The 22151-nt window shown below is 43.5% G+C and carries 17 protein-coding genes; 6 read left to right on the forward strand and 11 right to left on the reverse strand.

Annotated elements, in window-relative coordinates; all coding sequences use genetic code 11:
- Positions 1 to 19 precede the first annotated feature (19 nt).
- Positions 20 to 2038, forward strand: a complete 2019-nt coding sequence (locus NZ952_01285) for a beta-galactosidase (protein ID MCS7119830.1) — start codon at positions 20 to 22, stop codon at positions 2036 to 2038.
- Between the two features lie 54 nt (positions 2039 to 2092).
- On the opposite strand, the gene NZ952_01290 is transcribed toward NZ952_01285, so the two are convergent.
- The 4 genes from NZ952_01290 to NZ952_01305 form a co-directional block, all read right to left on the reverse strand.
- On the reverse strand, positions 2093 to 4030 hold the full coding sequence (locus NZ952_01290) for a hypothetical protein (protein ID MCS7119831.1): 1938 nt from the start codon (positions 4028 to 4030) through the stop codon (positions 2093 to 2095).
- A complete protein-coding gene (locus NZ952_01295; protein MCS7119832.1) occupies positions 4027 to 8601 on the reverse strand; it encodes a M28 family peptidase in 4575 nt (1524 codons plus the stop codon). Before NZ952_01295 ends, NZ952_01290 begins: the two co-directional genes overlap by 4 nt.
- 259 nt (positions 8602 to 8860) lie before the next feature.
- Complete coding sequence (locus tag NZ952_01300; GenBank protein ID MCS7119833.1) at positions 8861 to 9550, reverse strand: hypothetical protein; 690 nt, start codon at positions 9548 to 9550, stop codon at positions 8861 to 8863.
- Between the two features lie 83 nt (positions 9551 to 9633).
- Positions 9634 to 11751: a hypothetical protein gene (locus tag NZ952_01305; protein MCS7119834.1), complete on the reverse strand. Its 2118-nt coding sequence runs from the start codon at positions 11749 to 11751 to the stop codon at positions 9634 to 9636.
- 253 nt (positions 11752 to 12004) lie between these two features.
- Here NZ952_01305 and NZ952_01310 point away from each other — a divergent pair, with 253 nt between their 5' ends.
- A complete protein-coding gene (locus NZ952_01310; GenBank protein MCS7119835.1) occupies positions 12005 to 12499 on the forward strand; it encodes a hypothetical protein in 495 nt (164 codons plus the stop codon).
- A gap of 438 nt (positions 12500 to 12937) precedes the next feature.
- Positions 12938 to 14062 (forward strand): endo-1,4-beta-xylanase, encoded by a 1125-nt coding sequence (locus NZ952_01315; protein MCS7119836.1) that lies wholly within the window; start codon positions 12938 to 12940, stop codon positions 14060 to 14062.
- 5 nt (positions 14063 to 14067) lie between these two features.
- On the opposite strand, the gene NZ952_01320 is transcribed toward NZ952_01315, so the two are convergent.
- The 5 genes from NZ952_01320 to NZ952_01340 all read right to left on the reverse strand — a co-directional run bounded on the left by NZ952_01320 (position 14068) and on the right by NZ952_01340 (position 17650).
- On the reverse strand, positions 14068 to 14958 hold the full coding sequence (locus tag NZ952_01320; GenBank protein ID MCS7119837.1) for a hypothetical protein: 891 nt from the start codon (positions 14956 to 14958) through the stop codon (positions 14068 to 14070).
- Positions 14959 to 15118: 160 nt separating this feature from the next.
- Complete coding sequence (locus NZ952_01325; GenBank protein MCS7119838.1) at positions 15119 to 15418, reverse strand: hypothetical protein; 300 nt, start codon at positions 15416 to 15418, stop codon at positions 15119 to 15121.
- 175 nt (positions 15419 to 15593) lie between these two features.
- Positions 15594 to 16898, reverse strand: a complete 1305-nt coding sequence (asnS, locus tag NZ952_01330; protein MCS7119839.1) for an asparagine--tRNA ligase — start codon at positions 16896 to 16898, stop codon at positions 15594 to 15596.
- 114 nt (positions 16899 to 17012) lie between these two features.
- On the reverse strand, positions 17013 to 17480 hold the full coding sequence (locus NZ952_01335; protein ID MCS7119840.1) for a hypothetical protein: 468 nt from the start codon (positions 17478 to 17480) through the stop codon (positions 17013 to 17015).
- 20 nt (positions 17481 to 17500) lie between these two features.
- Positions 17501 to 17650 carry a hypothetical protein gene (locus NZ952_01340; protein MCS7119841.1) on the reverse strand — a complete coding sequence of 50 codons (150 nt, stop codon included), beginning with the start codon at positions 17648 to 17650 and terminating at the stop codon, positions 17501 to 17503.
- 121 nt (positions 17651 to 17771) lie between these two features.
- Between NZ952_01340 and NZ952_01345 the strand changes: the two genes are divergently transcribed.
- Complete coding sequence (locus NZ952_01345) at positions 17772 to 19265, forward strand: L-fucose/L-arabinose isomerase family protein (protein MCS7119842.1); 1494 nt, start codon at positions 17772 to 17774, stop codon at positions 19263 to 19265.
- 35 nt (positions 19266 to 19300) lie between these two features.
- Here the strand turns inward: NZ952_01345 and NZ952_01350 are convergent, their stop codons facing one another.
- Together NZ952_01350 and hypA are read right to left on the reverse strand one after the other, a co-directional pair.
- Entirely contained in the window at positions 19301 to 20029 is a 729-nt protein-coding gene (locus NZ952_01350; GenBank protein ID MCS7119843.1) for a P-loop NTPase, read from the reverse strand.
- Positions 20022 to 20435, reverse strand: a complete 414-nt coding sequence (hypA, locus tag NZ952_01355; protein MCS7119844.1) for a hydrogenase nickel incorporation protein HypA — start codon at positions 20433 to 20435, stop codon at positions 20022 to 20024. Before hypA ends, NZ952_01350 begins: the two co-directional genes overlap by 8 nt.
- A 145-nt stretch (positions 20436 to 20580) precedes the next feature.
- Here hypA and hypE point away from each other — a divergent pair, with 145 nt between their 5' ends.
- Positions 20581 to 21663 (forward strand): hydrogenase expression/formation protein HypE, encoded by a 1083-nt coding sequence (hypE, locus tag NZ952_01360; protein MCS7119845.1) that lies wholly within the window; start codon positions 20581 to 20583, stop codon positions 21661 to 21663.
- A 50-nt stretch (positions 21664 to 21713) separates the two neighbouring features.
- Positions 21714 to 22052, forward strand: coding sequence for an MGMT family protein (locus tag NZ952_01365; GenBank protein MCS7119846.1), 339 nt, complete (start codon positions 21714 to 21716; stop codon positions 22050 to 22052).
- The last annotated feature ends 99 nt before the right edge of the window (positions 22053 to 22151 follow it).

Below are 22151 nucleotides of genomic sequence, written 5' to 3' on the forward strand. Positions count from 1 at the left end.
AGATACTCGTCGGGTTGGGTTGAAATTGTTTCCATTCGGGATCGATTATTATCCAGAACACTGGCCTGAGAGGAGGTGGCCCATAGACGTCGCATTGATGAAGAATGCTGGCTTTAATGTTGTGAGACTCGCTGAGTTTGCGTGGAGCAAGATGGAGCCTAGAGAGGGCGAATATAATTTTGAATGGTTGGACAAAGCCATTAACATGCTTTCCTCGAACGGTATGAGAATTATTCTGGGAACACCTACTGCTGCTCCTCCGCCATGGATAGTAAAAGCTCATCCCGACATTCTCAGAGTAGATGGGCATGGTAGGAGAGCGCCGGAGGGGACACGGAGAAACTACTGCCCCAATAATCCACACTATAATAAACATTCAGAGAGGATTGTGGAGGCTATGGTCTTCCATTATAGGGAAAATAGGAATGTTATAGGATGGCAGGTTGACAATGAGTTTGCTGGCGATCCGTGTTATTGCAACAATTGTATTAACGCATTTAGAGAGTGGTTAAGAACCAAGTATGAGTCTATTGATAGAGTGAATGAGGAATGCGGGCTTATCTTTTGGGGTCAAGAGTACGGTGACTGGGATGAGATCTATCCGCCTAAACCGCCCTTGAGTATGCAGAGTCCAAGTCTCAGTCTAGAGTGGCAACGTTTCACGAGCGATTGCTGGATTAAGTATGAAAAAATGCAGGTGGACATAATCCGTAAGTATGCGCCGCACCAATTCGTAACCCACAATTTCATGGGCATGTATAGATGGCTTAATTATTTTAAGCTCGCTGAGCCTCTTGATTTCGTCTCTTTCGACTATTATCCATGGCGCAAAACGTATGTTAACCTTATCCACATGGCGATGAGCCACGACATAATGAGAAGCCTTAAGAAGAAGCCTTACTGGATAATGGAGCTTCAGTCCGGAGCAATTAAGTCCAGTCAAGCTCCAATACCGCTTCCAGGCCAGATTAGGCTTTGGACCTTCCAATCAATAGCTAGAGGCGCTGATGGCATACTCTATTTTCGATGGAGAAGCTGCAGGTTTGGGTCTGAGGAGTATTGGCACGGAATCCTCGACCATGACGGGGTTCCGAGAAGAAGGTATAATGAGATCAAGAGAACCGCCGAGGAAATCCACAAACTTGCGCCATATCTTGAAGGCACAGTACTTAAGCCTGAAATTGCAATAACGCTGGTCTATGATGCCCTCTGGGCATGGGACCTCGAAATCACTTTCGGAGATATGAATTATTATGGCAGATCGGCTTGGGAACCCACACTAGATCTGTATGGCGCACTGTATAGGAGGAATGTGCTAGTCGATTTCGTTGATCCCGAATCCGAGGAACTAGGTCAATACAGAGTTTTGCTCGTCCCCTCATTGATGCTGATGAACAAAAAGGTCGAGGAAAACCTTAGAAGCTATGTTAAGAACGGCGGAACATTAATTGCAACCCCAAGGACAGGCGCGAAGAACTGGAATAATATTATTGTAGAGGAAACCCTGCCTGGCGCCTTATCAGACGTTTTCGGAGTCACAATAGAAGAATATACAGGTGTGCCTGACGAAGAAAAAATCAGGATTGAGACTTCAGAAAACTGGCTTGGAAAACAGAAGGCTTATGAATGTGGGAAATGGGCTGAAATGCTGGCACCAGAGAAGGCAGCAGTAATAGCCAATTATCGAACTGGAATCTATGATAACAAACCAGCCGCAACAGTCAACCGCTACGGAAAGGGTACGGCGATGTATATTGGAATTTTTGCTGAGGAGGGATTCTATCTTGATCTAGTCGATTGGCTGATTAGTCAGGGGAAAGCCAAGTCGATCATGCCTTCTGCTACAGGATTCGAAGCCACAGAAAGAAGGAGGTTGGATTGCCGAATCGTCTTCGCGTTGAACCACACCCAGAATTCTATTAGTATCCCATGTGAGGGAAAAGAGTTTAAAGATATTCTGTCAGGTCAGAGAGTGGGCGATCGATTAGATCTTAAAGCCTTCGACGTCAAGTTTCTCATAGGGGAGATGGAGGCTTAACGTAATTCGGAAACTATATAATTTTTAGATAAAAGAAAAGTGGACCTTCTCTGATTAATATGGTGCAGCCCACATTCCTCTGGCAATTATCGCAACTGCGCTTCCAGCAACCACCATGATACCTTCACCTAGGAGAACACCCGCGTACATAACCCCTCTATATTTATCCCACCACTCTTTTCCCATCATCTTAGCAATCAGCCGCCCGATGATGGCTCCGATAAATGTGGCGACGGGATATGGTGGAGCTGACGATAACCCGCTAGCGATACCTACAGCTGTGGCTGCGAATCCAACGCGATCAGCCACTGCATATATTATGCTTCCTGCCAGGAGGCCATATAGGATTCTGGTAGGCTCAAAGAACACCCCTGCTTCTGGTGACACTAATAGAGATTGAAAGGTTGCTTGAACAGGCCACGACATCAGAACGCCTGGATAAACATAGGAGGGGATAGGCGCGATGCTCCAAAGTGACTGCATGAAAAAGAAGCCAGCGATCAACGCTATTGGGAAGATTATATACTGCGCCTTTACGTAATCCATGAGCTTAGTCTTCGTCATCTCACATATCTTGAAGGGTTCTGCCGCAGGTGAAGGTGCATAGATCGGCACGAACCATGCGTTTATACCTGGATAGCCGGATGCTCTAAACGTCATTTCCCTCATGTAGGGTACACCAACTGATACTCCTAGTCCTTGAGCTCTGGCAACAATTAGCATCGAAATGAATGGCCAAACAACATTTAAGAATATCAATATAGGTAGTGGGCAATCCGGCGCAAGCCACCAATCGAAAAGCGATAGCCCCAGAGTTGCGATAATAAACGGTATTATGATCCACCAGACAGAGAAACCAAGGGGAGATTCTGTCTTCAATCTCCTCAATGCGCTAAAAGTCCTTCTCAGGATGTTTGGGTGTAGTACTAGGGGCATGATCCCAACAGCTATGCCCATTCCTATCATTGGCATAGCCCAAACGTGGAGGACGGATCGTTGCCATAGAGTTTGTATCGGCATTCCATAGACATATTCGTTTGCAAGCCCCGTTATCTTATTTGATACGAGCAAGTAGTTGCCTACAAGATAAGCCGTAATTGAACCAATTAAGCTTCCCAAGACTACCTTAAAGGGTATTATAAATCCAACAGTCATAATGGCTAAATCTGTAGCTATGCCAAAGGAGGCTCCAGGGAGGGCAAGTTGAATAAAACTGTTGAGGTCGACCCATGGCACTGGCACTATAGATATGGTTACGCCCCAAAGAACTGTGCTTAGAAGCGGTGCCACATATATTATTAAGCCATATATTGCTGCGAATGAGGCAGTAGCCACCATTGCTCCCATTCTCTTCCAGTCTCTTTGAATTAATGTCTCAGTAGCTTCTACTACTGGCCTAGCTGTCGGAAAGGGCAGCTGCTCCACACGGGCATAGAGTATATAGGCTAATATTGTCAAGCAAATGTCGCCGAACATAGCCGCAACGTAAAAGGCTATTGTGTTCAATAATATTGGCATCCATTCTGGGTGTATAAGAGTCCTAGCCATAAAGACCTCATAGGACGGTGAATAGAATGATGGGATTTTGTCAGCAATTCCAAAGGCTTGAGAGTATGGAGAATATTTAAGGTAGGCTTGGTATATCCAGCCAGGGTGGCTGAGAGCACCCATCTCAGGAGCTAAAAACCACCAGTATTTTATTGTTTGACCAGATGCAAGGTATATGATTATCGCCTCGTTTATTGTTAAGGGGTTTCCGGTTATAGAGCATATCTCAATGAAAAGCAGGATTGTAGCCCACTGGATTGCGCCCATAACTGGAACTCCGCCAATCTGGAGATGTAAATAGGCAAGTCCAGGCTGAAAGACAAAAACTATGTACATTAATGCTAGTAGCGACCGCCATGTGAGGCCTCCTTTAAAAAAGGATATAAGAGTAGTTGTTGACGAATTGGATCCTTTTTTCTCATCACTGGATTCTCTAGACGTCAACTAGAGACTCCACCTCCTTTTACCTCCAATTTTTTCTTTTCTAATTCCGAGATCCTTTCTTCATATTTTCTTCTCTCTTCATCTGAGAAACTCCGCCATAGTAATATTTGTTTCCTTAGTAGATCAATAAATTCTCTTCCAAACGTAACCCATGACCCTTTTGGTCCCGCTGTGCGTCTCATATCTATACGAATCATATGTCTTCCGACATCTTTTTCTTTTACATCACTGATCCTAGTATCCTGGATTATGCCAAGCTCATAGGGAACAAGTGTTGCCTCAAAGTGTAATGTTCTAGTCAGCAGTTTCGGGGAATCTTCTTCAATGTAATGTATCGGAGAAATTGTGCGAAACACCTCTGAATCCGGGGCCATATGAACTTCTGCAAGTTCGTTTAAGAACGCTAGCATTCCGTTAGCTTCCCCATCGCGTGTCGTTGTAAAGGGAAGTGTGACATCCCAAATATCTCCCCTCGGCGAAGGTATCTTCCATTTACGTTCAAGCGATGGCGTTACAAGCTTCGATGCTACAAATATGGGGTATATCGTGACTGCGATCGTGACCCCCATCATGAGCGTCACGGCATTTACCACCATAGTTGACCCGGGGTTCAGCTGGATTCCGACCCCACGCGATGCAAAAATCATACCTGCAAGATAGCCTCCTGCGCCGCCGAGAATAGCGTAGGTGATGGCTTCCGCGAAAAATAGGAATCCTATATGGAATGGGGAGAGCCCTACAGAGCTTAGGGTGAAGATGTCTCGCTTTCTTTCTTCAATTGTTCCAAGCATAAGATTTAGTATGACCATTGAAGCTATGACCAGAGGGATAGACTGGGTCTCCCAACCAGCAAGCGTCATAATGTTCTGTGGGAAAAGACTGTAAACTGTTCCGTTGAATCCTATGTAAAGCGGGATTGAATATCCAGAGTGTATCGTCTCCTTATAAAATTCTTCAGCCATACCTAATATGAGAGTCTTGTTATTCTCGTATTCCGGCTTCATTTTTATTGCAACGCTCACAATCATTCCCTTAAAGGCGCTAAGGACGGTCTTATATGGGATAAGTATTATCTCGGGCTCGAATACATCAGTTGCAGGTTTTTCTGGATTTGTACCGAAGTAAAGTCTTGACCCGTATCCTGGGAGCCTAGTATCCATCGGCGTATACGCACGGTTGTCGAGATCGACAATCTTATTATATATTGTTTCATCCAGTACTCCTATCACCGTAAATGTAAAGCCGCTCAGCTTGATCTTGTCTCCTACTCGAACACCAAGTTCCTTTCGTAGTTGAGTACCGATAATCGCAACATAGGGATCCATGTCTTTCTCGAACCATTTTCCCTCCACTAATCCTGCGTTGGGTGAAGTTATTGTAACGTTAACCTCTTGCGGCGTAACTCCTAGAACAGCTAATATTGGAGTGCTGGACCATCTACTTCCATCCAACGTTGTTAAGTACCAACCTCTCCCAATGGTTCCCATGTAAGCCCATGCTCTTGGGGCGAGTATTGCAACATCTGAGAACCGGCCCTCTAGCTCTGTTAGCAATACTTTCCCTAACTGTGGCCCAGTCTGGAAATAGCCTGTTCCCTCATACTCCCCAAATGCCGCGTTTCCATAATTCCACTGATGAACAAATATGCCTGTATATGTGGCGGGCCAAGCTTGTACGCCAGGCACTATAGCTCTTAATGCACCTGTTGACGTGAACAGAACGACGCCGAGAGTGATTAATAGAATGGAGACCAATATGAGTGATGTTCTGAGTCGCCTCTTTCTCATATTGCTGACGCCTAACGAGAAGCTGAGAAGAGCAACGCTTGTTCTTGTCATCTCGATCCAATGGACCCCCATGACTTTCTCCCTCATTCTTTTCACGGCATCTATGAATGAGGTGTAAATTATTCCTATTAATGGAGCGGTCATTAACAAGACTACGAAACCTACTATCACCATTAGAATATTACTTGCTAATACGAATCCTGGATGCGTCCCAGACAGGATTATTAATGGTACAACATATCCAATTATAGAGGTCAGGATACGCTTTATTCCTCTTGTTTGAGCTATTAACCTCTCAAATATTAGTGCAAACGGCACAAGAACGACTCCGAAGAATGTTATAGCGTTAACCGAATCTTCAGTCATTTTTCTTAATTCTAGGTAACGTTCTCTTTCAGTTATTAATAGTTTATATTGTAAACTTTCTAGTTCAGTATAATTATATGTCTGAAGGGCGCGAAGTGCTCTGTTAAAGAGCTCCTCCGACCCAGCAGAAGAAATTGGAGGTGCAATCCCGGAGCGCAGCAGCCGTCCTTCCCGCATCTGATTCTGGCCGCGCCAATCAATCGCCGCTTTTAGAGTTGTATGAGTAATTGTTATCTGCTCTCCTATTCCCACCACATAGCCTGCGCCTAGGGGATTATCTGCTGAGGAGTTCGTCAACGCCATGAAGGGGTATAGTAGAGTGTAAGTGGTTCGAGTTAGTATCTCTAGAGGCGTATTTGCAGGAACATGTAGAACTGCGACACTCAGTCCCTGCCCACCATGCATATAGCCCTCCCAACTCCATGTCTCTACAGCCGAATGAGTAGCAAATTCGTTCACTAATATCTGGGCCGCCTGATCCTGTGGCCCATTTCTATAATATATATCCCAAAAATCGAATAGGACAATGTTGCCGCATTCAAAGAGAGTGTATGATCCAAAGGACTGTGGATTTACACCTAAGCCGCTTGGCACATAAGTGGTCTGAGTTCTACCTGCACCTGTTCCTCCTCCAACAGCGGATGATGGTCCCCAATATGGGCCAAACCCAGGAGCATGAGTTATCTGTCCTGTTGTCTCATTCAAAACAAAAGCTCGGACCTGATATGGAAGGCCACCTATCTTTCCTGTTAATCTCTGCCCATGCATCAATCCAGGTATATATACATGACCCTTTTCATCAGCAGTAACATAGACCCATGGGAAGTTTTGCCATTGAGATAGGGCTCCGCTGTCAGGCGGCCATATCCTATAAATGAAAAGAGCGTTTGGAACAGGGTCATACCACGCCTTTGTCACATTATAAATATTGATGTCGCCTTCGACATCAGTCCACTTCGGATTGTCACCTGCCGCAAATCCAGGTTGCCACTTCCTAATCAGATCCTGAGCTGAGCCGGAAACCCCAAGATCAGTATTCACTATTACATAAACATATGGATATATGGCTCTCAATTTATACTCTATTATTTCCCAATCCAGTTTATCAGGGGTATCAAGAGGCGTATATGTATACTTCTCGAAAGCCAGATAACTTGCCCATGTAAATGCCGGACCACCCAAATTTACGAGGGGGTCACTATCACTGTATCTATATGGTCCACCAATTAGATCTGACCATGTTATCCCAAATTTTGATCCTAACGCGTCCCTTGTGATCCTAGCTTTGTCAGAAGTCTCAGAATTGGGATCATATGATAACTCCGGCATGTTCAACCTGGTAGCTAGATCCGGAAGTATTACGGTAAAGAACCATTTGTGGAACGCTGATGCTGCATCAAAGAAGGAACCTGGACCTTCACCCCAGCCCCAAAGGGCAGCTCCACGAACATTCGGCATAATGAAGCGATTTACATCATTTATATCGAAGTTCATTTGTAGGTGAACCCTGCTTCCCCAATTCTCCCATCTGTCAATTATATAGTCTTTCACAAACCATCTTGAACCTGAGACACCTTGGTTTGTACCTGAGAACGCGATAAAAACTAGCGTATACATATTGGAACCCCTATGACTTGCAAAATATTTGGCCAGCTGCAGAACTACGGAGATGCCTATGGCCTCACGGGCTCCAGGCGCAAGGGATGGAACATATGAGAAGCTATCATATGAAGCCGTGATCAGGATATAATTATCTGTGCTGCCTGGCAAATATCCGATCACATTTCTTGCTTGAACCTGTCTAAACTTCATGTTTGAAAACAGTGTTACGATTGAGCCTTCTTGGCCAATCAATTTTTTAGCATCATCTGCTTTTACATAGAGTCTAGGGAAGTAGTACGCCATCGTATCCAAAACCTTCATGCTGAACTCTTGTATGCTTGAGTCCTCAGGCTCTATGAAGATGACGGCTTTGGCGCCATATTTCGCTGCAATTAGCCAGTTGTACTGGCTATTCATCTTCATTAAGACTATGCTGCCTTCGACTTTCTTTCCGTTAAAATCCTTTACCTCTCCTTCGCCTACATAGATAAGTCTACCACTGATGCCGCCAGGGGGCGTCTGCACTGGACTAACCATATTTGGCATGAATGGGAAAAGAGTGACATTATCCCCGTTCGGAAGTATTAGACATGCACCTTCATCTATCGGTACAGTTATATTATAATAATGATAGCTTACATCTCTCAGGCCATACCTTTTGAACTCATTGTAAATGTACTCAGCTGCCTTGTAATTGCCCAGATACCCCGTGAATCGCGTACCAAAATTGCTAAACGTTGCTACGTGACCCCGTAGTTCTGTTATATTCAGAGCTTTAAGAGCAGGTGTGACATAGTCAAAGGTTGGAGTGGTCATAGGTCCGATGTACGATGATCCAGAAACCGAGCGTAGAGCCCCCCCAATTGAAACAAATGTTACAAGAATCAGGAGGAAGCAAACTATAATGCTAGACGAATTAAATAACTTTCTCGTGAAGAAAAGGGTTCCCATATTTATCAGATCTAAATATTGACAGTTTTCTAGAATAAAAAGATTTTCCAAGATTTTGAATTTAAGTTCACTACGTAATATGTATGGTCTTAAGTTTTTGAAATGGTTCTAATTTCTAGTGTGCTCAATTTCCTTTTTTAGGTTGAAACTCTTCCCCAACAGTTCTGAAGATCTCATTGAAGAGCTGAATAATTGAGTTCGCCTTCTTCTCTATGAATGGCATTTCCTGGAATAGGGTTGACAAATTGACAAGCCATGTGACACGGTCAGGATTCTCGTAGTATGCCGCAATTTTTTGATATATTGAAGCATTTGCAGTGTCAGTTTCACTTAATGTCTCAGTTCCTACTTGTCCTGAGTACAGACAGATGGACAGATCTGAGGGATTAATTGATTTTATGAGGTCAACTACCCGCATTTTCTGTTTAAGAATATTGCACAATCTCTCGGATATCTCAAGCATTGGAATATATTTCTTCAGCCTATCAAGATCAGGATGAGGTTTGAAGACCACTTCTTTCCTTAATATTCCTTTGACCTCTATTACACATTCCATACCTTTGAGCATTCGGTATAACTTCACAGATTCGTCATTCATTTCACTTTTCTTAAACATCTCATGAATACCGATAATATGCCACTTAGTCTCACCAAATCCGAAGATGCCTACAACACTTTGTCTAAAGGCTAAGCCATGAATAAAAGATGGCGGCTTTGGATCGGCTAAAATTGTACCTCCACTAGTAAGAGTATAGTTTTGAATGTGTCTACCAAAGACTCTTATGATGAATGGTTTTTCTTTTCCGCCCATCATTCCCAATGTGACCCTAGATTTTAATTATAAATTGTATTTAATCGATATAAGTTTTAACAAAAAAAGGGAAAAAAAGGGTCATTCTAGTGTGGAGACAAGCCTATTGCAACATTGTTTACAACCACTGCCAAACCAAGCGAAGCTGCGACCCCAACCATGAGCGGCATTGCTTTCTCTTCGTATAGTTTCAATCCGCCAACCTTTAATATAATCCACTTTAGCACCAACGCAATGATACTTGGGAAGAATAGAAAATCGACGACCCATAAGAAACCTAGGGCCACACCAGCAGCGTTCAGCGGGAACCATGGAAACTTTGATCTTAAGATGTAGATGCAGCTTATTCCGATGGCGGTAACCACAAACTGCACCCACTGACCCGCCACGGGTTGGGCAATAACGCCTCCTCGCCAGTAATCTCCAACTACATTAGTGCTGCCATATGTCGGACCTCTCTGGAAGTAATTGCTTGGCGAGCCGTCATATGCAAACTCTTTCAGTCTTGTTGCGCCATACATGCACCAGAACTGTAGTAGCATGGGCGGTGTGATCGCCGCTCCAACAACTGTTGCGATGATTGCTCCTATCAATATGTATTTTGCGTGGACACGGTTAAGGGAGGCTATCTTGAAGTAGTGCAGCAGATATGTGAAGGGCGCGGCTCTGAAGACCTGGTCGAACCAGCTTACATCAGCGCTCAATACTAGATATCTCGTCTTCAGGTCGCTTATGTAGAATGGTGACCCTGTATCCGCGAACCAGTAAGTTTTCATCCCCTCGTTCCAGTTGTGGGCGAACATGTTACAGTTTATTGGGCTCACCAATACGCCGAACTCTGCCTCCGTTCTCGCCGATCCTATCATGTACATCCAGCCCGTTGCCACTACCCAAATTATGCCAGCAATGTAAGGCAAGACTCCAAACTGTTTGCCACCGGTTGTTCTGAAATCCCACATGAAGACATACCATAGCACACAAATAATATATCCGATGACTAGGTATCTTAGCTTCATTGGCTCTCGTTTCTCAACCTCAGGGCTCCCTTTGCCGAACACTGCCTTGATCATATCGATTACTTCTGCTCTATGAATCCATAGTGGGAAGTATACTAGGCCGAACATTGCGCCAAAGGCTGAGAAGGCTCTAGCGCCCCAATCACGCGTCCAAGCCTGCATCATTGGCCCCGTAAAGCCTCTCCAATTGGTTGTGACATCGTTGCCATAGGATCCAGCTTCCCATATGCCCAAGTAGACCGGGAGACATTGCAAAAGGTAGCATGCGAAGAAGGCGCCTACGATATAGCTGAGCAGGGTGGTTGTCGGCACTAGGAAGGCTCCCGCTACCCACATGGGTTGCATGTTAAATGTTAAGCAAACATTATAAAGGCCTAAGCTATTGCGCATCCCCGACAGATTTGTCTGAGGCGGATAGACCCAGTGTTCAGGCCACCTACTTAGACCAAGCCATGGAAGAGTATCTACGCCCCACCATGGAATGAGCAGGATGAAACCTACAACAAATCCAATCCAAAGATAGATATTCGCTAAGATTTTAGGTGTCCCTTTCTCTGTCTTTTCGTATACCTGGTTTATAACCATCGAGTTGGCTGTTGCCAAAGGATATGGTAAGGCTTCAATGTCTATCCACATTCTCCTCCATATTGAAGCTAAGAAGACATATGACAAGAGCAGGGGCATCACTGTCAGTATACTAACTGTAAGGGATGGAATCCATTTATCCCAAGGTACTGGTCCACCATACATCCAAGAGTTCCAGTACTCAGCAACATTAGGGTCAGGACCGAAGATCCAATTGCGTTCCGCACCATAACCAAGCGTCCACCTGTGGAATGCGGATGCACCCCGCGCAACGCCCAACATTGTAACTGTCCACATAAGACCTTGGTACAAAGGAAACATCCATACCGCCATCATCATGGCTAGGATAACTATTAGTTCCCCTTTTCTAACTCTTGGTCCTATCAGTGCTGCTACAGCCGAAGTTATCAACGGAAGGAAAAGAACCATAGTAAATTCAGTACACCAGTTTCTAGTCCAGACATCGCCCATTTTGAAGTCAAACCATGCACCAGCTCTTGTGAATAGCGTAAAGTAGCCTATGAACGCCAACAATATAACGACACAGACGACACCGATAAGATAGGTCACTGGCCGGATTTTCTCTTCGATTATCTCTGACATTTTTCCACCGAATAATTATATTTCCCAGCCTGAGTTTATAAAACTTATTATATCATGCTACCTTACCATGTTACATATGCATATTTCAAATAGATAGGTGAAAAATTGATCGTCTAACGTGCTATATCTAAAGGTAAACACAATAGATAATTATTTGAAAATATATATTGAAACGGAATAGCATGAGAACTCAAGGGAGCTTGCTAAAATTTTAAATATAAATTGATCATCATAAAAGAATTGGTGAAAGGGGTTGTCGAAACTCTTGAAAAGAGGTATGGTAAGCGGAACAAATATTGCACGCATAATTGCCTTGGCCATAATTGCCATAATTGTTGTTATCTATTTCGCAACTAGACCACCACCAGCTCAACCTGACATTAAGATAACGGGCTCATTCTCATTTGATCTAGAGACAGACAACGTGAACCCCACAGTTAAAACCATAAGGATAGAGTCCGTTAACGGTTTTAGTGGCTCAGTAACGATCAGTCGAGGATCATTAGTGTGGCCTTCAGGGTATACTGGACCCACTCGTGTCGATATTACAATAAGCCCTCAAACAGTTAATGTGCCTAGCGGGGGATATGCAAGTGTAACTATTAGCTTTCTGGCACCTTCAACTGTTTGGGATACGTATTTACAAGCATCTGGTTGGCCCACATTTACCTTCGATCTGATAGTGACAGGCGGCGGAATAACCCGTACCCAAACATTCTCGATACGTGTAGCCAATATGGTAACATAAAATCCAATATCTTTCTTTAAATCATAGCAATGTCTAACCCGAGACCATAATTACTTCTTTTTTTTGGCGCATTTCATAATGTATTTTAACCATATAACAAGCAGATGGATCCCAACTGTTCTCTCATAGGAAAACCTGCATACACTTATGTCTTTCCGCATTTCCAGCTATTCACATGCTCTCGAGATCGCTGCGACAAACCAGGATAATATCTGTCCTTATTTAAGACATATTTATTAAATAAAGTGTGAAGTCTGTGAAAAACTTAGCCTAAAATAAAATTCGATATGATTCTTCTAGTTTCATTCTGCTAGCTAACAACTTCGCAAATCATGCTAGGAAGTCGCCCTCTGTCCAGCATAACTAACAGCTATATTTTTTAATCTAGACAAATTTTTTATATTATCATCAAGAAATAAATAAAACTCAGGGATTCCAATGCCATTCTCGAAAATGGATTTGGCACGTGGAACCATTCTTGGAATAATAGTAGGGGTTCTTTTGGGATACTTTGCAAGAACGGGAGAATTGGAAGGTATGAAAACAAGAATATCGAACCTTGAATCTCAAGTTGGACAATTGAGAAAGTTTGCGCCATCATTGAGAACACTTGCTGAAAAATGCGGAATATATATTGGTGCAGCAGTTGAACCCGACTACCTAACTATGGATTATGCTGAAACGCTTAAACGTGAATTCAACATGGTAACGACTGAGAACGTCTTGAAGTTCGGACCAGTCCATCCTCAGCCCACCGTATATTCATTTGCAGGAGCAGATCGGGTGATTGAGTTTGCTGAAGCGCATGGTATGAAGGTGCGGGGGCACACTCTCGTTTGGCACTCTCAGCTTCCCAGCTGGATTACAGCAGGACGGTACACTCGAGATGAGTGGATTCAGATTCTAAGGGATCACATAATGACAGTGGTTGGTCGGTACAGAGGACGAATTTATGCTTGGGACGTTGTGAACGAGGCTATAGATGACTCCGGTGCTTTAAGAAATACAATATGGCTACAGAATATTGGTCCAGAATATATCGAGTTGGCTTTCAGGTGGGCTCATGAGGCCGACCCAAATGCGCTTCTGTTCTATAATGACTATGGCGCTGAGGGCTTAGGTGTAAAGTCAGATGCTGTATACAATTTGGTTAAAGGACTTTTAGAGAAGGGGGTGCCAATCCATGGTGTTGGCCTCCAGATGCACATAAGCGCAGACTCTCCTCCATCCCCGCAAAGTGTTGCCGCTAATATAAGGCGCTTAAATAATCTTGGTCTAGAAGTACACATAACGGAGATGGACGTGCGTCTGAGAACGCCTGCCTCACAGTCTGATTTGATCAAGCAAGCGGAAATATATCGAGACATTTTAGACGTATGCCTCTCTGCTGAGAAATGTACAGCTTTTGTCATGTGGGGGTTCACAGATCGTTATTCGTGGATACCAAGCACATTTGGCGGATATGGCTCGGCGCTCATTTTTGATGAGAGATACGAGCCTAAACCAGCCTATTACTATATTCTTCAGAAACTTATCGAATACTCCAGCCAAAGAAACGTTTAGATCATCTACGGAACATTCCGAGCCTGAAACAATCTTAGTATCTTGTATGCTACGCCGACCCCTAGCACAATTATCGCCGCTGCGTAAAAAATAATATCCACATTTAGATTCTCATCTATTTTCAATTCATTAAGACGAAGATCCCCATCCCCAAAATACACGAGCCTCGCGCCGCTTACCGGATCCGGAACTGTGAATGCTAAAGACTGAGTAACTGTTAAACCTCGCGTGCAAATAATGTGGAAAAATAGACCATCCATTTTTACACCATGCTCCACACCTACAAGACAAGACCAGCCGATAAAGCATTTAGCGCCAAGCTTTAGAAAAACATCGGCTAAGCTAGAGTTATTGCCAGAGAAGCATGCATCTATAAATACTAATGCATCACTGTACTGGCCGTCGGTACCGTAAAAGTAAAAGAATTCAGGGGTAATGTAGTAATATCCCTTTAAGCTTTCATCCAGTTCGAAGCATCCTATACGGCCTGATTCAATGTCGTCTTTATAAATCTCCTCTTTCCCTAGCTCTTTCTTTTCCCGTGTGAAGATCACGACCTTATTCGAGTCTAAGAAGCCATGAGTATTAATGTAAATAACACCGTAACCCTCATTGTCAATTCTTTTGAGAAGATCTAAAGTAACATCTTCATTTTTATAATAATCCACAGAGTAGCCTGCCCGCTCAAGATTATATATGATACTCTGAATGGTTATGTTATATACGTTGAATAGCGGCATATAGTAACTGCCCAGATCGCTAAACTCTCTATTGAACGGATCTATAACTATCGCTTTATTCGATCTGGGAGTGCTTCCCGAGCCCGCCTCTACAAAATTTACAATGATAATCAGAATAATGGAGATAATGATTAAAGACCCGTTTCTCCATGCCAAATATTCGCAACAACCTTTTCGCTAGACAACTAAATGATTGTCTCCGAAGTATAAAAACTGTTTCATTCAAATTACCGATATTACCTATTCTAAAACTAAATAGCAAATGATGATTGTAAATAAGAAGCTTCTAACACTGCAGGGTGATTGGATGAGACTATTACCACCAAACTGTTTCGCATGGGTTTCCCGTTAGCACGTCTTCTGTCTCTTTAGGATCTAGAGTTTTCATCACTCCGAGCTTGAAATGCCAGTCGAAGCAGCAGTATCTTACAATCTTTACTTCTTTGCCTTCTATTCCTTCAGGCAATTTTTCGTTCGGAGTTCTTTTCGAGAAGCATTTTAGCTCTACGGTGAAGATGCATTTCTCCCACTTTTCCCCCTCCTCATCGACCACAAATTCTCCGGTCCTCTCAACATCTAAAGCGACACCCTGTAGTTTTTTAATAATTCGGGGCATATCCGTCACCATTCAACATCAAACGTCATCAATACTTAATTTAAGTATTATCAAGAAACCTTCATATAGCATTTAGGTAATGCGGGCTTTTGATAAGTCTGTGAATCCTACTTTTTGTCTAACGGCAATGACTCTAAGGAGAAATAATGTTAACCATTTTCGTCCACGGAATCTTTTATGGGTAGACCCTGTTGATTAATCTTGGAAAGGCTATTGCATCTCTAATGTGGGTTAGCTTACAAATCCATGCGATTGTTCTTTCAACACCAAGTCCAAAGCCTGAGTGCGGTACAGATCCATATTTTCTGAGGTCTATGTACCACTCATAATCTTTAGAATTTAGTCTTTCGTCTTCAATCCTCTTGAGCAGCTCATTTAAGTCGTCGATTCTTTGCCCCCCGCCCGTGATCTCTCCATATCCTTCCGGCGCTAGCAGGTCTACCGATAATGTTACTTCCGGTCTACTAGGATCTGGCTTGTGATAGAATGCTTTGACACTTTTGGGGAAGTGTGTTACGAAAAAAGGTTTATCAAATTTCTTTGTCAGCTTCTTCTCTTCTACATATCCTAGATCATCTCCCCAGCTGAAGTTTAAGCCCTCTTGGCGGAGAATATCGACAACTTCGTCGTAAGTTATCCTAGGAAACGGTGGCTTCATCTTAGTCAGATCCTCCGTCCTGCGCCCTAATGCTTGAAGATCCTCAGCAGCCATATTGCATAGCGAATCAATAATGTATGAAAGAAGATCCTCTTGAACCTTCATAATCCCCTCTAGGTCACACCAAGGCACCTCAACTTCTAGATGCCAAAACTCAGTGAGATGTCTGCGGGTACGCGATTTCTCTGCACGAAAGGACGGTGCAATTGTGTATATCTTTCCTAAACTTGCTATTGCCGCCTCAGCATATAATTGCCAGCTCTGGCTCAAATATGCTTCCTGACCGAAGTATTCAACCTTGAAAAGTGTCGATCCGCCTTCACACGCTGCAGTAATCAGTGTCGGAGCATTAAACTCCGTGTATCCGTTATCATTAAACCATTCTCTCGCAGCACTTAAGAATTTAGCTCTTACACGTAATATTCTCTGCATCTTCTGACTCCGTATCCATAGATGACGATGATCAAGCAGAAACTCTGGGCCGTGATACTTCTTCGCAATAGGATACCCCTCATCTGAGAGATGAAAGATTTTTAGATCTTGAACCTGTATTTCATATCCTCCAGGAGCCCTTTCATCCTTTCTTGCCATCCCGGTAATCTCAATAGTCGACTCCTGCGTGAGCTTTCCAATCTCTCTAAACTTCTCAGAGCCGACAACATCCTTCTTAACAGTGCATTGGATTAATCCGGTTCCGTCACGAACCAGAAGGAAATGTATACCACCACTGGAGCGCTTATTGTCTAGCCATCCTCGAATCGCGACCGCCTTGTCAGCATATTCTCCTCTAAGTATGGATGATACGCTGATTGTCATGCTCATTTAGGGAAACCTCATTACAAATTTTATGCTCTACAGATTGGTATAAGAAAGCATTTCTATAAGCATTTTTAATGTGCAGACGGTTGGTTTCTTGTGATATTTCCGTCCGCAAATTTACATCTGCCTTTTCTTACCTTTCCAGAACTTGGGTCTCAATCTTTTCCTCTCGATATTTTTCAGTCGAGCCTGAGCCATCGCGATCCTTGTCTTTGAAGGTTCACGTCTCCGCCGCAGCTTAACCTTATATGCTAGCATTTTGAGCGCCTCTTCGGATGATCTATCCCTTCTTCTCTTCCTATCGATGTCTATTCCATTTTTCTCACATTGATCCTTCTCGAATTTCACTTTAAAAGATATCGGGTCAACCGAGGATACATGCCAGCCAACCGTCATCCACGCCTTAGAATGCGAATTAACCCAACTATTTTTCCACCAGCTCTTATTTCCAGCCGAACCTGGCAACTTTTGCCCTATTATTTCTTCAATTTTCGAAAAAGATAGTGTGACCTCATCACAGTATTTGCCAATCTTCGCTAGATATTCACCCAACTTGAAGTATTTATAATGGGATAACTTGGGCATTATCTGTTTCTTTCCACACCCTAGACATAATGGTGATCCATCGTCACCGTGTACGCTACAGTTTCCACAGTATAGAAGATTGCATTTGGAGCAGCGGACCAGAAGTCTAATATGGTACTCGATTCCGCAAAGTGAACAATGTTCTTGAAGGCGGAAGATCTCATCCCCAAACTATTTGCTTTCATCATGGTTGATAAGCATATTAAAGCCTTATGTTTCATTCCCCTAGATTCTTGACATTAGAAAAACGTTAAATCATATTTGATGCAAACTAGCTATTTCGGTGATAGTATGAAGACAACACCAATCGGGATGGCTATTCTTAACGATGAGAGAGAACATGTTTGGAGAGCGAATAGCCGAGAATGCATGGAGAATGTTCAGAGATGGGCTGAAATAATCCGAAACGGCGTAAAGAATCTTGATGGAACTTCACCAGAAGTCGTTGTGGGGTCCGAAACCATAACATCTCCGAAGTCGGCTAGAAAGGTTGGTGAGGAACTTTTGAGAGCAGGCTGCAGATCAATCATCCTATGCTACTATGTCTGGGACTTTCCATTCCTTGTCTGGCCCTTCATAAATACTATTGGAAGAAACAAGCCCATACTTTGCCTTTCAAACAATAGCGGAAAGTATCCCGGAAATGTTGGATTGCTTGCAACTGATGGCGCGTTAAGGCAAGTGGGGATCCGAACTCACCGAATAGTCGGGGACATGAACGATCCTGAGACACGCGCAAAGGTAATTAGTTGGGTGAGAGCCGCGCAAGCCTACACAAACATTCAAAATGAGGTTTATGGTATGTACGGCGGCCACTCAATGGGTATGGAGACAGGGTACTTCCATCTTGTCCCCATAATCAAAACATTTGGTGTGACAGTTAGCCAAATAGATCAGCTCTTACTCGTAAAGGTTATGGAGACAATCGACGAGAAAGAAGTTGAAAGAGGACTTAAATGGTTTGAGGATCTCTTAGGGGACCGTATAAGATATGATGGAAAAATGCTTACAAGAGAGACGCTAAAGACGCAAATTCGACTTTACCTGGCAATAAAGAAGGTAAATGAGGAAAAGGGATTTGACTTCTGCGGTCTAAAGGGTCAAAGAGAACTCACAGAGTATGTCTGTTTAGGCGACGTCCCAGAAATGCTTCTGAATGATCCATATGATTGGAATGGTCCTAAGGAACCTACAGTCTGCGCAACAGAGGCGGATTCCTTAGCAGCTGTAACTATGCAGTTGTTAAAATATGTTAGTGGTGGCCTACCTGTCCTCTTCATGGACGTCAGACTCTATCACCGAGATAAAGATTTGTGGGACTTCTGCAATTCAGGAAATCATGCGAGCTGGTACGCTTCTAGAAGTATGGATCCAAAAGAGAATTTCAAGAAGGTTACATTACATCCTGCATTAGAATACTATTTTAAGGCGGGAGGAGCGTCAGTCGAATTCGATGCGGCACCCGGAGAAATCACCTTTGCTCGCCTTGGCCTATGGGATGACAGGCTTTATATGCTGATAGTTCTCGGGGAGGCAGTAGAGTTGCCTCCTGAAGAGAGAAAAGCTATAAATGCAGAGACAAATCCGACATGGCCGCACGTCCACGCTAGGCTAAATTCTAGTTTTGAGGAATTCATAAAGCTTTTTCCATGCAACCACATATTGGGCGTTGCAGGCAACTATATGCAGGAGCTTATCTACCTCTGCGAGATCGCTGGCATCGAGCCGGTAGTACTAGGTCCAGAGGGGAAAAACTATATACAACCAATTTGGAAGCGAGTTTAATAGGGATCAAGAATTCCGCTTAGCTAGTTAGACATTCATAAGATCTTATTTTCTAGGATTGCCGAGAGCTCCTTACCAAACGCTGATCTCAAAAGTTCATGGGGCCTCCCGATTCTTTCCTCCAACCCTGGATCGAAACTTATTTCGCCTAAAAAATTAGTCCCCAACTCTTCTGCAATCTTCTTTATTCTGGAAACCTTTCCAATCTTCATATTTTCAATAACACCTAAAATTGGCAAACCGGTTTCAAGAAGTAAGCTGAGAAGTTTTTTGACCGTTTCGACAGAGAGGAGTGAAGAATTGGTTATTACCAGATATTCTGTTCTTTTCAGGTAACGTGCAATATCCAGAAAAGTATCTCCTATGCCAGGCGGCATATCCAAGAAAAGCAGGTCTAGACTATCCCAGCGTGTCACTGCTAACATATCAAGCAATGCGTCAGAGACCTCTGCACCCCTTAGTGGAAGCGGACGATTCTTTGAATATGCAAGGATAGACATGAACTTTACTCCATTAACTTTTATGGGGACAACTCCCTTATCCTCGCTAAACTTTAGGGAAACTTCGCCCATGATTGTATGGTCCGACGGCCCTGTAAAGTCTAAATCAAACAAGCCTGCTTCAAACCCTCTCCCAGCAAGGACTAAAGCTGATACTGTTGCGATAAGGGATTTTCCAACCCCACCCTTACCACTAACCACGCCTATTATTCTATCAACGTTCTTCAGTCTATGATCTATAATTCTTGATCTTGGATCAATCAACTCCACTCTTCCTCTTTCCCACAATATTCTTGACCCAGACGCCTTTCCCCTTCACGATATTATAGTCCGGGCTACCGCATCTTGGACACCTTAAAAAAGCGTGAGCGATTTCTGGAATGAAGTGGATGGCCTCTAGGGCTTCTTCATCCATCTTAACATCTTTAAATGACCAGAAATTAGAGCATGATCGACATTCAAATTCCGCGTTCTCTTTCTCAATCCTGAAAACCGCCCTATTAAGCTTACACGTCTTGAGATTTGAGAGAGCGAAAATGAATATTTCCTCATCTACTTGTTGGAGTTCCCCTAGCTGCAGGACAACTTCCTTAACTTCCTCAAGATCCTCCCTTTCGGCGATTTCTTGTAATGCGTTTAGGACCGCCTCTGCAAGGGCCCACTCATGCATATGAGTTACTCCAACACTAAGTTATTTAAGACTAACGTCGAGGATGAATGGGTAAACCAAATCTTCGTGAAGCAGTCCGCCTGAAATATCTTTTAATCCAGAATATTCTTAGTTTAAGTAGAATCTAGAGCATTTGAGGTGGTATATGTTGGCTGTCTCAAGAAGCGAGCACGTAACCATGTTACATGGGGCCGGAGGTTTAGTCATGCATGACTTGATCAAAGATCGCATAATTAAGCACTTTAGCGGTGCGAGCAGAATGCTGAGTACAGATGTGCCCTTAGAGGCTTTGGATGATGCAGCAGTCATTGAAGACCTCGTACTGAAGAGTGATACTCATGTTGTTAAACCAATCTTCTTTCCTGGAGGCGACATAGGTCGGCTTGCAGTCTCAGGAACAGTCAATGACATTGCTGTGATGGGGGGCCAGCCAAAAGCTTTGGCTTGCGGCCTAATTTTAGAGGAGGGACTTAGGATGGACGAACTGGATAAAATTCTTACAAGTATGCGTGAAACTTGCCTTGAGGCGGGCACTGCAATTATAACAGGGGACCTAAAGGTTGTTGAGAAGGGTAGCTTAGGCGGCTGTATAATAAATGTTTCAGGGATCGGTTTCAGAAGCGAATATCTAGACATAAATCTCTCAGTTGTAAGACGATTCAGGAAAAACTTTTCACGACGCTGGATTCTCGATTCAAATATTTCGCCTGGCGATAAGATAATAATTTCTGGGACGATAGCGGATCATGGTTTGGCCGTACTATCAGCCCAAGAGGAGTTGAAATTTGGAGGCGATATAAGATCGGATGTTAAGCCATTGAATCACCTTATCGATCGTCTACTCGGAGAAGTTGGGGGAGTTGTTGCAATGAAGGATCCAACCCGTGGAGGATTAGCAGATGCTCTAAACGAGTTTGCAGAGAAATCAAATGTCGGCATAATGATTGAGGAGAGTAAGATCCCTATTAGGCGGGACGTCCAAGTTGCATGCGAAATGCTGGGTTTGGACCCCTTAGAAATCGGGAATGAGGGAAAGATTGTGATAGGAATTGTCCCAGAAAAGGCCGAGGAAGCTCTTGACCTTTTAAGGTCGACTGAAGAAGGGAAATATGCGGAAATTATTGGAGAAGCAACTGCCGAGTTCCGGGGGGTAGCAATGCGAACAGTTGTGGGCGGCAAAAGGATAGTACTAAGACCGATGGGGGATCCTATTCCCAGAATATGCTGAGAGTAAGAAATGTTTACTATATAGAATTATAAGAGAACTGGGTGAATGAATTGAATCAAGAAGAGAACATGATTATCAGGTGTTTGTCTTCTCTCTCGTCATTTGAGAGAGATGTTTTGTTGGCTACTTTGAATGTACCAAAGGGAAAAGTGACGACCTATAAGAGGATAGCGATAAGGATTGGTAGACCAAAAGCTTGTAGAGCAGTTGGAAACGCTTTACATCGAAACCCGTTGCCAAGGACGATTCCTTGCCACAGGGTTGTGCGGTCAGATGGTATAATTGCCGGAGACCCTGAAGAAGTTTCTTTCAGAAGAAGACTTCTTGAGCAAGAGGGAATACCAGTAGTTGGGAACCGAGTGAAAATTAGCGAAAAAATACTTTACTGACGCCAAGATGATAATCTGTGCGGAAAGCAATAAAGTTTTAATAATCCCACGTCTGGTTAATTAGATGCCTATTAAAAGATGCTTGAATTAAGATTCGAA

The organism is Candidatus Bathyarchaeota archaeon, from assembly GCA_025059045.1.
Lineage (GTDB): Archaea > Thermoproteota > Bathyarchaeia > Bathyarchaeales > DTEX01 > JANXEA01.